The sequence below is a fragment of the Pseudomonas putida genome, assembly GCF_050990305.1.
GTDB classification, from domain to species: domain Bacteria; phylum Pseudomonadota; class Gammaproteobacteria; order Pseudomonadales; family Pseudomonadaceae; genus Aquipseudomonas; species Aquipseudomonas putida_AH.
Genome location: NZ_CP158817.1, coordinates 4550149 through 4563542, shown reverse-complemented (window position 1 = coordinate 4563542; position 13394 = coordinate 4550149). Strand labels below are relative to the sequence as shown.

The following is a 13394-nucleotide window of genomic DNA, read 5'->3' as shown; positions in this document are numbered from 1 at the left end:
CAACCGTTTTACTGCCAGTTCAAAACAATTAAATAAATTCCTGGAGTCAGTGATGAGCGATCTATCGTCCGCAGAAAAGTCCGCTGCACCACCGCAAGTGGCCATCAGCATGAAGAAAGTCGCAGTGGCCAGCGTGATCGGCACCACCGTGGAGTGGTACGACTTGTTCGTATTTGCCACGGCCTCGGCGCTGGTATTCAACAAAGTGTTCTTCCCGGATTTCGTGCCGCTGATCGGCACGCTTCTGGCCTTCGGCACCTTCGCGTCGGCGTACTTGGCGCGGATTGTCGGCGCGGCGTTGTTCGGGCATTTCGGTGACCGTTTGGGGCGCAAGTCGATGCTGTTGATTTCGCTGTTGACCATGGGCGCGGCGACCTTCGCCATCGGCTTGCTGCCGGACTTCGCCACCATCGGCATCTGGGCACCGATTCTGTTGCTGCTATTGAGGGTGGTGCAGGGCCTGGCACTGGGCGGCGAGTGGGGTGGGGCGGTGTTGATGGCGGTGGAGCATGCGCCGGCCAACAAGCGCGGTCTTTACGGTTCCTGGGTGCAGATCGGCGTACCCGCCGGGACTCTGATCGCCAACCTGGCCTTCCTGGTGATCGCCGCCTGCATGTCCCCTGAAGACCTGTTGGCCTGGGGCTGGCGCATTCCGTTCCTGGCCAGCGTGCTGCTGATTGCCGTCGGCTTGTACATCCGCCTGAACATCTCGGAAACCCCGGCCTTCAACAAGGTCAAGGAGGCCGACGTGCAAGTGAAAATGCCCCTGGCCGAAGTGTTCCGTAAGTACTGGAAGCAAGTGGTGTTGGGCGGTATTGCCACCATGTCCACAGGCGCCTCGTTCAACATCATCGTCGCTTTCGGCCTGACCTACGGCACGCAGAATCTCGGCTTCAGTCGCAGCGTAATGCTCGGTGTGGTGCTGCTGTCGTGCGCCTGGTGCATCGTCATGTTGCCGGTGTTCGGCGCGCTTTCGGACCGCTTCGGACGCAAGCCGATCATCGTCGGTGGCATCCTCGCCGAGGCGCTGGTGGCGTTCCCGATGTTCTGGTTGATGGACACCAAAGAGCTGTCGATGGTGGTCTTCGGTTACCTGTTGCTGATGACCGCGTTCGCCGCCAACTATGGGCCGATTGCAACCTTCCTTGCTGAACTGTTCGGTACCCGTGTGCGCTATTCCGGATTGTCGATTAGCTACATGTTGTCCGGCCTGCTGGGCAGCGCGGCCACACCGATTGTCACCACCGCCTTGCTGGCGGCGACCGGCAAAGGTTCGTCGGTGGCCTGGTACATGATCGGCGCGGCTCTGATTTCCCTGGTGGCGCTGTTGTTGCTGACCGAGACCTTCAAGCAAGACATCAGCGAAATCCCGAAAGTCGCCCCGACGGACGACGCTGCCCCCGGCAAACCCTTCAAATCGGCTACGGCCTGACTCCTGGAGTTAACACCCATGCGCAGAATTCAATCGGCCCCCGGCTACATCGGCCCGGTCGGCCCTTACTCTCAAGCCGTGGTCAGCGGCCACCTGGTGTTCACCGCCGGACAGATTCCGGCCCGTAACAACCTCGACGAACAACCCGCGGATTTTCCCGAGCAGGTACGGCAAACCTTGCGCAACCTGGAGGCGATCCTGATTGAAGCAGGCTCCAATTTCAGCCACGTGATCAAGGTCAACGCCTACCTGACCGATCCTGCGCAACTGGAGCCGTTCAACGCGGTGTATCGCGAGTTCCTCGGCCACGCGCCACCGGCTCGCACCACGGTGTGCGTAGCGCTGTGGGGTGTGTCGCTGGAGATCGACTGTGTCGCCGAATTGATTCACAAGGAGCCGCAACATGGATGAGTCGCCACTGATCGAACAGCTTAAGGCGGTGAGTTTTCCAACCCTGGGGCATTTTCTCGAAGAGGGTTTCGCCGATTCCCAACTGCGGGCCATGGTGCCCAATGTGAAAGTGGTGGGCCGTGCGTTGACCCTGAAACTGGCGGGCGCGGACGCGATCGCCGTCAACCAGGCGCTGGCGCGAATCCGGCCAGGCGATGTGCTGGTGATCGACACCGGCGGTGATCATCGCCACGCCCCGGTGGGCGCGGTCACCAGTTGCGCGGCACGTTGTGCCGGCGCGGTGGCCATTGTGGTGGACGGTGCGGTGACCGACCTGCTGGAACTGCGTGAAGCCGGGCTGCCGGTGTTCGCCCGTGGCACCAGCCTGTTGACCACAAAGTTGCACGGGCGTGGCGACAGTGAAATCAATCAGCCGATTCACTGTGCGGGCGTCACGGTGCAGCCGGGGGATTGGGTGCTGGCGGACGACAATGGCGTGCTGTTTCTCGACACGGCAACGGCGGCATCGGTCATCGAGCAGGCGCTGGTCTCGGATCTCGCCGAGCCGCGCCTGCTCGAGCGTTTGCGCGCAGGAGAACCGGTGGCGCAAGTCCTGCGCGTCTAATCCGTCAACCGCTGTTGCAGGCTTTGGAGAAAGATCGACTCGGCACGGCTCATTCGCTGTTCGCGGTTCCACAGCAAATGAATGTCCACATCGGCAATTCCTTCGTGGGGCGGCAGGCGCCAGAGCAATCCGGCGTCGACATCGGCCGCCACCACGTGTTCGGGCAAGCAGCCGATACCGAAGCCGGCGATCACCAATCGCCGGACTTCTTCCAGGCTTGGCGATGAGGCGACGATGCGTCCGCTGAAGCCCTGTTGATCGCGAAAAATCGTCAACGGCGACAGCATGCCGCCGATCTGGTCACTGGTGAAGCTGACGAAATTCTCCCGCTGCAAATCCCCTTCGGCGACGTCCTGTTGGCCGAACATCGCGTGATGTTTGCCGCAGAAAAACGCATAGCGCTGGCGCAGAAACAGACGTTGTTCCAGGCGCGGTTGCGGGCGGCGGTTTAGGCTCAAGCCCAGGGTCGCGGTTTTTTCCTGCAGGGCGCTGACGATGTCGGAGCTGCGCATCACCTCGACTTCTAGATCCACCCGTGGGTGCTGGCGATGAAAGTCTGCGAGGAAATCATCGAAGCGCTCGGAAAAGATCCGGCTGATGATCAACAGACGCACCTTGCCGATCACTTCGTCGGCCGGTGTTTCCAGCACGCTGCTGACCTGGGACATCTGCCCGTAGATCTCCCCGGCCAGGGCGAAGATCTGCTCGCCGACTTCGGTCAAGGCAAAGCGCGGCCCGCGACGGGCGATCAGTTGCCGGCCCAGTTGTTCTTCCAGTCGCTTGAGCGCCTGGCTCACCGCCGGTTGCGTCAGGTGCAGGCGGGCGGCGGCACGGCTGATGCTCAGTTCCTGGCCAATCACCCTGAAGGTGCGCAGCAGGTTCCAGTCCAGACGGTCATTGAGCAGGCGTTGCACGTCGCGTTCGGCCATGGCGGCTCTCGATTATAAGGTGGCGTAATACTGAGAATAATAAATAGAAAATTGACTAATCATAGCCCCGAGACGAAAAATCACCCCCAGACCGGCGCCGCCAGAGCGCCCCGGATTTGCCGTTTTCTCTCCTGCCAAAAAAACAATTCAAGGAGCCCGACCCATGAAGCCTCAAGCTTCGTCCCAGCCGCGCCGTGCGGCCGCCGCTGCCTTCATTGGCACCATGATCGAGTGGTACGACTTTTACATCTACGCCACCGCTGCCGCGCTGGTATTCGGCGCGCTGTTCTTTCCCTCCGACGACAAACTGTTCAGCACCATGGCTGCCTTCGGCACCTTCGCCGTGGGCTTTTTTGCGCGGCCGTTGGGCGGGATTGTCTTTGGCCATATCGGTGACCGTATCGGCCGCAAGAAGTCGTTGATCATCACCCTATTGATGATGGGCGTCGTCACGGTGTGCATCGGTTTGCTGCCGACCTACGCACAGATCGGCGCTGCGGCCCCGGTGCTGTTGATCCTGTTGCGCATCGTCCAGGGCATCGCCGTCGGTGGCGAATGGGGCGGGGCGGTGTTGATGGCCGGCGAGCATGCGCCCAAAGGCCGGCGCAATTTCTTCGCCTCGTTCGCGCAACTGGGCAGCCCGGCCGGTTTGATTTTGTCGCTGCTGGCGTTCAGTGCAGTCACCCGTTTGCCGGAAGAAGACCTGATGAGCTGGGGCTGGCGCCTGCCGTTCCTCGCCAGTTCCTTGTTGCTGCTGGTGGGCCTGGCGATTCGCCTGGGGGTGAACGAATCGCCGGAATTCCTCGCCAGCCGCGAACAGGCCAGCAAAAAACAGCGCAAGGAACAGGCGCCGGTCATGGAAGTGTTGCGTACCGCATGGCGTCCGCTGCTGTTGTGCATCGGCGCCAACACCCTAGGCATCGCCGGCGTCTATTTCACCAACACCTTCATGATCGCCTACACCACCCAGCAACTGGCGCTGCCACGCTCGCTGATCCTCGAGTGTTTGTTCTTCGTCGCGATCATCCAGTTCTGCATTCAGCCGCTGGCGGCGTGGATCGCCGAGAAAATCGGCGCGACCCGCTTCCTGTGCCTGGTGTCACTGCTGGCCATGGCTTCGCCCTACCCGATGTTCGTGCTGGTCAGCTCGGCCCAGGCGCCTTTGATCATCCTCGGTATTGCCCTGGCGGTGGTGTGCATGGCGTCGTTCTATGCGGTGATCGCCGGTTACGTCAGCGGCATGTTCGAGACCCGCGTGCGCTACACCGCGATCTCCCTGGCGTACCAGATTTGCGGCGCGGTGGCCGGCGGCCTGACGCCGCTGATCGGCACGATGCTCGCGCACAAGTTCGCCGGGCAGTGGTGGCCGATGGCGGTGTTCTACAGCCTGATCGCCGCGACCTCTCTTGTCTGTGTCCTGTCCCTTGCCCGTCGCCATGCCAGCGCTGAACGCGTCGAACTGGCCAAAGCCTGAACCCGTAGGAGCCGGCTTGCTGGCGATGGCAGCGCATCAATCAGCATTGATGGCGCCTGACCTACCGCTATAGCAAGCAAGCCGGCTCTTACGGATCGCATCGTTTTGAATTTTTTTTGGAGAAACCCATGTTGAAAATTAATGGCGAACGCCTCTGGGCGAGTCTGATGGCCATGGCTGAAATCGGCGCCACCGCACGTGGCGGTAGCTGCCGCCTGGCCCTGAGCGATGAAGACAAAGCCGGTCGCGAACTGTTTGCCCACTGGTGCCGTGAAGCCGGCATGACCCTGAGCGTGGATGCCATCGGCAACCTGTTTGCCCGTCGCGCCGGCACCGATCCGGACGCCGCGCCGGTCATGATGGGCAGCCATCTCGACACCCAGCCCGAAGGCGGGCGGTTCGATGGCGTGTACGGCGTGCTCGCCGGCCTGGAAGTGGTGCGTTGCCTCAACGACCTGGGGATCAAGACCCGCAAACCGCTGGAAGTGGCGGTGTGGACCAACGAAGAAGGCGCACGCTTCACCCCGGCGATGTTCGGCTCGGCGGTGTTCACCGGGATCATGGATCTGGACACGGCGCTGGCAGTACGGGATGTGAACGGCATCAGCGTTGCCGACGAATTGCGGCGCACCGGTTATGCCGGCGAGCGTCCGCTGGGCGGGGCGGTGGATGCGTATTTCGAGGCACACATCGAGCAGGGCCCGATCCTGGAAGACAACGCCAAGAGCATCGGCGTGGTCAGTGGTGGCCAGGCCATTCGCTGGCTCGACGTGCGGGTCGAAGGCATGGCCGCCCACGCCGGTACCACACCGATGCCGTTGCGCAAGGATGCCTTGTACGGCGTGGCGCGGATGATTCAGGCCATCGAAGGCCTGGCGGCGGATTTCGCCCCTGAAGGCCTGACCACCGTCGGCGAATTGAGCATCAACAAATCCTCGCGCAACACCATTCCCGGATTGGTGAACTTCACCGTCGACCTGCGTCATCACCGCGACGACGCCATCGCGGCCATGGAAGAGCAGGTGCGTGCGCGGCTCCAGGCCATTGCCGACGGTCGCGGCTTGAATCTGACCATCACCCCGCACTGGATCAGCCCGGCGACACCCTTCGACGCCGACTGTGTGGCGGCGGTGCAGCAGGCGGTGGACGGGCTGGGCTACGCTCAGCAGTCGATCGTCAGCGGCGCCGGGCACGACGCGATCCTTCTGGCGCGGTACTGTCCGACGGCGATGGTGTTCATTCCCTGCGTTGGCGGCTTGAGTCACAACGAAGCCGAAGACGTACTGCCCGAAGACGTGCGCCAGGGCACCGACGTACTGCTCAACGCCGTGCTGGCCCGCGCCGAAAAAATCTGAACAAACACCAAACCCCTGTAGGAGCGAGCGATGCGGCGACCCGACTTGCCCGCGAAGGCGTCAGCACATTCAACATCGACGTTGACTGACATATCGCCTTCGCGGGCAAGCCTCGCTCCTACGGTAGAGCTCACCCGGTTTCAGGATCTAAATTAACTGACAGGAATTGACCCCATGCGCAGTTTTTTCCACCCCGAACAATTGCTCCACCATCCCCGCAGCTACTACTCCCGTGGCCAGATGCGCACCCCGCAGGAAGTGCCGGAACGTGCACAGCGCCTGGTACAAGCTGCACACGCCTTGGGCTTTCGCGTCGAGCAACCCACCGATGCCGGACTAGAGCCGCTGCTGACCGTTCACGGCGCCCCCTACCTGGCCTTCCTGCAGGAAGCCCACCAGCGCTGGAAAGAAATTCCCGAGGATTGGGGCGACGAGGTGATGTCCAACATCTTCGTACGCGAGCCCAATGCCCTGCGCGGCATTCTCGCCCAGGCCGCACGGTACCTGGCCGACGGCAGTTGCCCGGTGGGCGAGCAGACTTGGCGCTCGGCCTACTGGTCGGCACAAAGTGCAATTGCCGGTGCCAGGGCTCTACTGGATGGCGAACCTGCCGCCTATGCCGTGTGCCGTCCGCCGGGCCACCACGCCCGGGCCGAAGCGGCGGGGGGCTTCTGCTACGTGAACAACGCGGCGGTGGCGGCGCAGGTACTACGTGACAAGTTCGCACGGGTGGCGGTGCTGGATACTGATATGCACCACGGCCAGGGCATCCAGGAGATTTTCTACGACCGTGACGACGTGCTCTACGTCTCGGTGCACGGCGACCCGACCAACTTCTATCCAGGTGTCGCCGGCTTCAATGATGAACGCGGTGTTGGCGCGGGGGAGGGTTTCAACCTCAACTTGCCGATGGCTCATGGCGCCAGCGAGCAGGACTTCCTCGGACAACTGGAGATCGCCTTGCAGGCCGTGACCGACTTCGGTGCCGAAGTGCTGGTGCTGTCCCTCGGTTTCGACATTTATGAACTGGACCCGCAAAGCAAGGTGGCAGTGACCCGCGAAGGCTTCGCCGCACTCGGCGAGCGGATTCGCAGCCTCGGGCTGCCGTGCCTGATCGTGCAGGAGGGCGGGTATCACCTGGAGAGCCTGGAGGACAATGCGCGGGCGTTTTTTGTGAATCCCGAGGTGTGGCAGCGCTGAGCTCAATGGCGTCTGTGATGACGCCTTCGCGGGCAAGCCTCGCTCCTACAGGGGATCGCGCCAGACCTGTAGGAGCGAGGCTTGCCCGCGAACAACGATAACGCGTCGGCGAGGTACTTGTGGCGAGGGGGTTTAGCGAAACGTCGCACCGCCCCGTTGGGCTGCGCAGCAGCCCTAAAACCAGCGACCACATGTCCGCAGATGTACAACGTTCGTCGGTTTGCGACTGCTGCGCAGTCGAACGGGGGTAAACCCCCTCGCCACAGGACTTGCCATTGCCCTGACGTTAACGTAAACATGGCTCCACAGCGCCGACATAAAAAGTAACGGCGCAGGGCGCACGACCCGGAGCGCGTGATGACGCTAATAAAAACAAACACTCCCAAAGAGCACCACGAAGCCCGGCTGGCCCGGGAAAAGCTGCACCTGGAAGGCGAAGTGCCGGACGGCGTGCTGCGCGCGGAAATCGATGCTTCGTGGCGACGCAGCCTCAGCCATGGCGTGCATTTCAATGCCAAGCATGAGCTGGCGCTGGAATCGAGTGCCAGCCTCGACGTGTTGCTGGCCAGCAACCGCCTGCTGATCGACGCCGCGTTGCCTTCCATCGATTACCTGGCCGAACGCCAGGGCAAGGAAGGCCTGATCATCCTCGCCAACTCCGACGCCACCATCCTCGCCGTCGAAGGGCGCGCCGACCGCCTCAAGGGCAGCGGCCTGCAAGACATCACCCTGGGTGCCTGCTGGAGCGAAGCCGTTCGCGGCACCAACGCCCTCGGCACCGCGCTGGTCGAAGCCCGTCCGACCCTGATCGATTGCGGCGAACACTACCTGGATCGCCTCAGCGATTTTTCCTGCACCTCGGTGCCGATCCATTGCCCGCAAGGCGAGATCCTCGGCGTCCTCGACCTGACCCGCGAAGGCCCGTTGGGTCGTGCCCACGACAGCACCGCGCTGCTGGCCATGGCGGTCAGCCAGATCGAAAGCCGGGTGTTCAACGCCAGTTACCCCGACGACATCGTCCTCGCGTTCCATAGCCGTCGCCAATACCTCGAATCCCCTTGGCAGGGCCTGCTGGCGGTAAGCCTTGGCGGGCAGATCCTCGCCGTCAGTGCCCAGGCCTGCCAATTGTTGCGTGCCGAACGCTCGGCGCTGGTCGGCCGGCGTTGCGAAGAGTTTCTCGGTGTCGATGGCCTGCAATTGCTGGCACGTCTGCATCAGGGCGGCGCCGGCAGCCTGCAGACCGCCAAGGGCGAATTCTTCTACAAAACCCTGCGCGCGCCACAACGAACCCTCAACATCGGAACGCCGCCACGCACCCCGGCGAAACCCGCCAAGGCCCAACCGGACCTCGAATCCCTGGCCGGTAGCAACGAGCGTTATGCCCGCGCCTTGCGCATGGCCCGCCAAGGCCTGGCCAACCAGTTGCCGGTGTTGCTGCTGGGGGAAACCGGTACCGGCAAGGAAGTCATCGCCCGGGCCCTGCACATGGCCGGCAGCCGCTGTGATAAACCCTTTGTCGCAGTGAACTGCGCGGCAATCCCCGAAGGCCTGATCGAGTCCGAACTGTTCGGCTACCGCGAAGGCGCGTTCACCGGCTCGCGCCGGGGCGGCATGGTCGGTCGCCTGCAGCAGGCCCACGGTGGCACGCTGTTTCTCGATGAAATCGGCGACATGCCGCTGGCCCTGCAAGCCCGGCTGTTGCGGGTGTTACAGGACCGCAAAGTCGCGCCGCTGGGCGCTGGCGAAGAGCAAGACATCGACGTCGCCCTCATCTGCGCGACCCACCGCGACCTCAAGCGTCTGGTGGAAGAAAAACACTTTCGCGAAGACCTGTTCTACCGGGTCAACGGCATCAGCGTGATGCTCCCGGCCCTGCGCGAACGCGAAGATTTCACTGCGTTGGTCGGCCGCCTGCTGGCCCGGCTCGAGGCGCCGACGGTGGTCTTGCATGACGACTTGAGCCGCCTGCTCGGCAACTACCACTGGCCGGGTAACATCCGTCAATTGGAGATGGTTCTGCGCACGGCGTTGGCCATGCGCGAACCGGGTGAAACCGTCCTCACCCTCGACCATTTGCCCGACAGCATGCTCGACGAGCTGACCGCGACCGAACGTCCTCAGTCCGGCAGCATCCGTGAAAACGAACTGGAGATGATTCGCCAGTCACTGGACAACCATCAGGGCAATGTCTCGGCCGCCGCCGATGCCCTGGGCATCAGTCGCGCGACCCTGTATCGCAAGCTCAAACAGTTGCGTTCGTGATGCGCCGCCTGATCGTCCGGCTGATCGACAGCCAGAACCCCGAAGCCCTGCAAGCATCGCTGCACTGGCTCTACAGTTTTGTTCGGCCCCATCGGCTGGCGATTGCCGGCTTGCTCGGGCTGTCGGTCTGCGCTTCGGCGCTGGTGCTGGTGCAGCCGTGGCTGACCAAACTGCTGATCGACGATGGCCTGCTGGCGCGCAACTTCCCGATGCTGGTGCTGATCGCCGGGCTGATGATCGTCGCGGGGCTATTGGGCACGGCGCTGTCGGGGATCAACCGTTATCTGCACACGCGGCTGTCCGGGCGCATGCTGTTTGCCCTGCGCGATGACCTTTATCGGCACTTGCAGACCCTGTCGCCGAGCTTCTACGGCCAGCGGCGTATCGGCGATTTGATGTCGCGCCTGGATGGCGACGTTGCGGAGATCCAGCGCTTTGCCGTGGACTCACTGTTCTCGGCAGTGTCCAGCGTGATTGGCCTGGTGGTGGCGGTGGCGATGCTGCTGACCCTGTCCTGGAAACTGTCGCTGCTGGCGCTGGTGCTGATCCCCCTCGATATACTCTGGCTGCGCTGGATGCGACGTAAGGTCGAGCGCGATGTGCGGCAATTGCGCGAACGTTCGGCGGACATGTCGTCGTTCATGGTCGAAACGCTGCCGGTGATGAAGTTCATCCAGTCCGCCGGCCAGCAACAGCGCGAAGCGCAACGACTTGAGCGATTGGGGCAGGGCTACATGAGCCAGTTGCTGCGCCTGCAAGTCACCGAATTTTTTACCCAGGCCGTGCCAGGTACCTTGACCTCACTGTCCCGCGCCTGTGCCTTTCTGATTGGCGGTTACTGGGTGGTGCAGGGCACTTGGCAATTGGGCGCGTTGATCGCGTTTTCCACGTATCTGGGCATGGCGGTCGGGCCGGTTCAGAGCCTGCTCGGGCTCTACGTGGCGATTCAACGCATGACCGTCAGCCTCGGTCGGGTAATGGAATTGCGCGGCGAACAGCCGACCGTGCTCACACCCGACGTACCCAAGCCGATGCCGAGCTCTGGCGAGCTGCGCTTCGACGACGTGCACTTCAGTCATCCCGGTCGCTCGACCACCCTGCGCGGTATCGAAGCGCGGATTCCCTACGGTTTGAAAGTCGCCCTGAGCGGCGGTTCCGGCGTCGGCAAATCGACCCTGATCGACCTGCTGCAACGCCACCACGACCCGCAATCCGGACGGGTGCTGCTCGGCGAGGTGGATGTGCGGGATCTGGACCTGTTCCAACTGCGCCGGCGCATCGCCGTGGTCAGCCAGGACATCGTGCTGTTTCGCGGCAGTCTGGCCGATAACCTGGCCTACGCGGTGCCGGACGCCAGCCGCGAAGCCATTGCCGAAGTGGCGCGCCTGGCGCAGCTCGACAGCCTGATCGCCTCCTTGCCCGAAGGCCTCGACAGCCCGCTGGGCGAGCGTGGCCAGCAGTTGTCCGGTGGGCAGAAACAACGCATCGCCATTGCCCGGGCGCTGTTGCAGGACCCGCTGATTCTGGTGCTCGACGAAGCCACCTCGGCCGTGGACGAAGCCACCGAGCGCGAAGTGATCGAAGCCATCGACCGGCTGTTTGCCGGGCGTACGCGCATCCTCATCAGCCATCGTCCCTCAACCCTGGCCGATGCCGACCTGCGTTTTGAATTGCTCGACGGCGTGCTGATTTCGAAAACGGTGTTGCATGAAGCCTGAGCGGTATGAAAAGCCCGAGCTGCGCATTGGCGTAGTGGACAGCGGTCACTCGGCGGCGCAGCGGGTACAGGTGATTGCCGGGCGGCGCTTTTCGCTAGTGGAGGACGGGCTCGCCGAAAGCGACTTGCGTGACGACCCGCTGGGCCACGGGAGCGCGGTGATCGAAGCTATCAGCCGACGTGCGCCGTCGGCGTTGTTTTGCGTGGCCCAGGTGTTCGACCAGCGTGGCGTCACCAGTGCCTTGCAGATCGCTTCGGCGATTGACTGGCTGGTGGCGCAGGACGTGCGTTTGATCAATCTGAGCCTGGGATTGCGGCAGGATCGCAGCCTGTTGCGCACCGCTTGCGCAGCGGCTGTGGAGCGCGGTGTCTTGCTCTGCGCCTCGAGCCCGGCGCAAGGCGAAGGCGTGTACCCGGCCAATTATCCACAGGTGCTGCGGGTCACCGGCGACGCGCGCTGCGCTGAACTGGAATGGTCATGGCTCAACAGCGCTCAGGCGGACTTCGCCGCCTGCGTGCATGGCACCTATCCGGGGCAGTCCGGAGCCAGCCTCGGTTGCGCAGCGTTGAGCGGGCACATCGCGGCGTATCTTGTGGAGCACCCCTTGGCGAGCAACCAACAGGTCATCGAGTACCTACGGCAAAACGCCCGTTACCGTGGACCTGAACGGCGCTTCGGGCCATGACCACGATTGTGATTCTCGGCGCCGGGCCTGCGGGCGTGGCGGTGGCGTTGGGGCTGCGGCGGCTTGGCTATGCGGTCACGCTGGTCAGCGAATGGCGACGGTTCGCCGCGCTGGAAGGGGTGTCCCTGCGGGTGCTGGAGGCATTGCGCGGTGCCGGTTTGCATCAGGCGCTGGCGCAAGCGCTGTTGCCTTCTCAAAGGCAGGTCAACTGGAACGGCCAGCAACATGCGCAGAACGTCGAATACCTGCTGGATCGCCCAACCTTCGATCGCGGCCTGCGCGAAGCGCTGCGCGTGGCCGGGGTCGAGCTGATCGAAGGCCGGGTGCTGTCGGTGCAGACCTCGACCACAGGCCATCGCATCGAGATCGACGGGCGCCAGGCCCTGGACGCGGACTTTCTGGTGGAGGCCCGCGGTCGACAGGCGCCAGCCCTTGGCAAAGGCCTGCGCGGGCCGGAAACGGTCAGCTTGCTCAATCGCTGGCAAGGCCCACTGGGCGCCACCGCCAGCGCCGTGGAAAGCCTCGCGGACGGCTGGGCGTGGATGGCACGCCGGGCCGATGGCCAGTGTTACTGGCAATGGACGGTGGACGTGGCCAGCGCCGAATTGCCGGGCAAGGCGCAGTTGCTTGAATACTGCCAGCGACGGCGCCAGGCATCGGCGCTGGCCCTAGCCTTTTTCGAGGGCGAGCCCGAAGTCGACCTGCAACTGCACGCCCGCAGCAGCACCGCGATCCTCAGTCCGCAAGTGTGCGGCGACAACTGGATTCGGGTGGGCGATGCGGCGATGGCGGTGGACCCGCTGTCGGGCAACGGCATCTTTCAATCCCTGTCCTCGGCCTTGCAAGCGCCCACGGTGATCAACACCTTGCTGCGCAAACCCGAAAGGGCGGCGTTGGCCCAGCGCTTCCATCAGCAGCGGGTAGAGCAGTTATTCCTGCGGTTCGCGCGCATTGGCCGGGATTTTTATGCCGATGAACAACGCTGGCTGGACCAGCCGTTCTGGCAGGCGCGGCGGCAATGGCCGGATGCTGTGGTCGCCCATGCCGAGGCGGATTTCGATGCACTGCGCATCGAGCGGGCGCCGGTGCTGCGCGAGGGGTTTGTCGATGAAGCCGAAGTGGTGATCACGGCGGATCAGCCGCTGGGGATCTGGCATGTGCAGGGGGTGGAATTGGCGCCGTTGGTGCGCAGGTTACGGACCGAACCCGCCGAGCAGGCGCTCGCGGGGTTGACGGTGGAGCAGGGGAGGTTGGTTCGGGGGTGGTTGCTGGCTCAGGGTTTCAAGCCCTGAGTCTTGTGTTTGCAAGTCCGGCCCCTTCGCGG

11 protein-coding genes are annotated in these 13394 nt (G+C 63.4%); 10 read left to right on the top strand and 1 reads right to left on the bottom strand.

Features of this window, described 5'->3' with window-relative positions; genetic code table 11:
* The first annotated feature begins 52 nt into the window (after positions 1-52).
* Genes ABTV22_RS20400 through ABTV22_RS20390 form a run of 3 tightly spaced genes read left to right on the top strand, consistent with a single transcriptional unit; the run spans position 53 to position 2447 of the window.
* Positions 53-1432 carry an MFS transporter gene (locus tag ABTV22_RS20400; protein ID WP_433736292.1) on the top strand — a complete coding sequence of 460 codons (1380 nt, stop codon included), beginning with the start codon at positions 53-55 and terminating at the stop codon, positions 1430-1432.
* Between the two features lie 18 nt (positions 1433-1450).
* Positions 1451-1843, top strand: coding sequence for a RidA family protein (locus tag ABTV22_RS20395; RefSeq protein WP_433736291.1), 393 nt, complete (start codon positions 1451-1453; stop codon positions 1841-1843).
* A complete protein-coding gene (locus ABTV22_RS20390) occupies positions 1836-2447 on the top strand; it encodes an RraA family protein (RefSeq protein ID WP_433736290.1) in 612 nt (203 codons plus the stop codon). Before ABTV22_RS20395 ends, ABTV22_RS20390 begins: the two co-directional genes overlap by 8 nt.
* On the opposite strand, the gene ABTV22_RS20385 is transcribed toward ABTV22_RS20390, so the two are convergent.
* Positions 2444-3376, bottom strand: coding sequence for a LysR family transcriptional regulator (locus ABTV22_RS20385; protein ID WP_433736289.1), 933 nt, complete (start codon positions 3374-3376; stop codon positions 2444-2446). The two genes, ABTV22_RS20390 and ABTV22_RS20385, sit on opposite strands and share 4 nt — an antisense overlap.
* Positions 3377-3539: 163 nt before the next feature.
* On the opposite strand from ABTV22_RS20385, the gene ABTV22_RS20380 reads away from it, so the two are divergent.
* The 7 genes from ABTV22_RS20380 (at position 3540) to qhpG (ending at position 13362) form a co-directional block, all read left to right on the top strand.
* A complete protein-coding gene (locus ABTV22_RS20380; protein WP_433736288.1) occupies positions 3540-4850 on the top strand; it encodes an MFS transporter in 1311 nt (436 codons plus the stop codon).
* 128 nt (positions 4851-4978) lie between these two features.
* Positions 4979-6205: a Zn-dependent hydrolase gene (locus ABTV22_RS20375; RefSeq protein ID WP_433736287.1), complete on the top strand. Its 1227-nt coding sequence runs from the start codon at positions 4979-4981 to the stop codon at positions 6203-6205.
* A 174-nt stretch (positions 6206-6379) separates the two neighbouring features.
* Positions 6380-7405 carry a histone deacetylase family protein gene (locus ABTV22_RS20370; RefSeq protein ID WP_433736286.1) on the top strand — a complete coding sequence of 342 codons (1026 nt, stop codon included), beginning with the start codon at positions 6380-6382 and terminating at the stop codon, positions 7403-7405.
* Positions 7406-7762: 357 nt separating this feature from the next.
* Entirely contained in the window at positions 7763-9667 is a 1905-nt protein-coding gene (locus ABTV22_RS20365) for a sigma-54-dependent Fis family transcriptional regulator (protein ID WP_433736285.1), read from the top strand.
* Positions 9667-11385 (top strand): ABC transporter ATP-binding protein, encoded by a 1719-nt coding sequence (locus tag ABTV22_RS20360; RefSeq protein WP_433736284.1) that lies wholly within the window; start codon positions 9667-9669, stop codon positions 11383-11385. The genes ABTV22_RS20365 and ABTV22_RS20360 overlap by 1 nt, the downstream gene beginning before the upstream one ends.
* A complete protein-coding gene (gene qhpE, locus ABTV22_RS20355) occupies positions 11375-12070 on the top strand; it encodes a subtilisin-like serine protease QhpE (RefSeq protein WP_433736283.1) in 696 nt (231 codons plus the stop codon). Before ABTV22_RS20360 ends, qhpE begins: the two co-directional genes overlap by 11 nt.
* Positions 12067-13362, top strand: coding sequence for a flavin-dependent monooxygenase QhpG (gene qhpG, locus ABTV22_RS20350; protein ID WP_433736282.1), 1296 nt, complete (start codon positions 12067-12069; stop codon positions 13360-13362). The genes qhpE and qhpG overlap by 4 nt, the downstream gene beginning before the upstream one ends.
* Positions 13363-13394 lie beyond the last annotated feature (32 nt).

Bases quoted from the DNA above. Each gene is read 5' to 3' on its own strand.
- ABTV22_RS20400 (WP_433736292.1), top strand. From the start codon at position 53: ATGAGCGATCTATCGTCCGCAGAAAAGTCCGCTGCACCACCGCAAGTG.
- ABTV22_RS20395 (WP_433736291.1), top strand. From the start codon at position 1,451: ATGCGCAGAATTCAATCGGCCCCCGGCTACATCGGCCCGGTCGGCCCT.
- ABTV22_RS20390 (WP_433736290.1), top strand. From the start codon at position 1,836: ATGGATGAGTCGCCACTGATCGAACAGCTTAAGGCGGTGAGTTTTCCA.
- ABTV22_RS20385 (WP_433736289.1), bottom strand. From the start codon at position 3,376: ATGGCCGAACGCGACGTGCAACGCCTGCTCAATGACCGTCTGGACTGG.
- ABTV22_RS20380 (WP_433736288.1), top strand. From the start codon at position 3,540: ATGAAGCCTCAAGCTTCGTCCCAGCCGCGCCGTGCGGCCGCCGCTGCC.
- ABTV22_RS20375 (WP_433736287.1), top strand. From the start codon at position 4,979: ATGTTGAAAATTAATGGCGAACGCCTCTGGGCGAGTCTGATGGCCATG.
- ABTV22_RS20370 (WP_433736286.1), top strand. From the start codon at position 6,380: ATGCGCAGTTTTTTCCACCCCGAACAATTGCTCCACCATCCCCGCAGC.
- ABTV22_RS20365 (WP_433736285.1), top strand. From the start codon at position 7,763: ATGACGCTAATAAAAACAAACACTCCCAAAGAGCACCACGAAGCCCGG.
- ABTV22_RS20360 (WP_433736284.1), top strand. From the start codon at position 9,667: ATGCGCCGCCTGATCGTCCGGCTGATCGACAGCCAGAACCCCGAAGCC.
- qhpE (WP_433736283.1), top strand. From the start codon at position 11,375: ATGAAGCCTGAGCGGTATGAAAAGCCCGAGCTGCGCATTGGCGTAGTG.
- qhpG (WP_433736282.1), top strand. From the start codon at position 12,067: ATGACCACGATTGTGATTCTCGGCGCCGGGCCTGCGGGCGTGGCGGTG.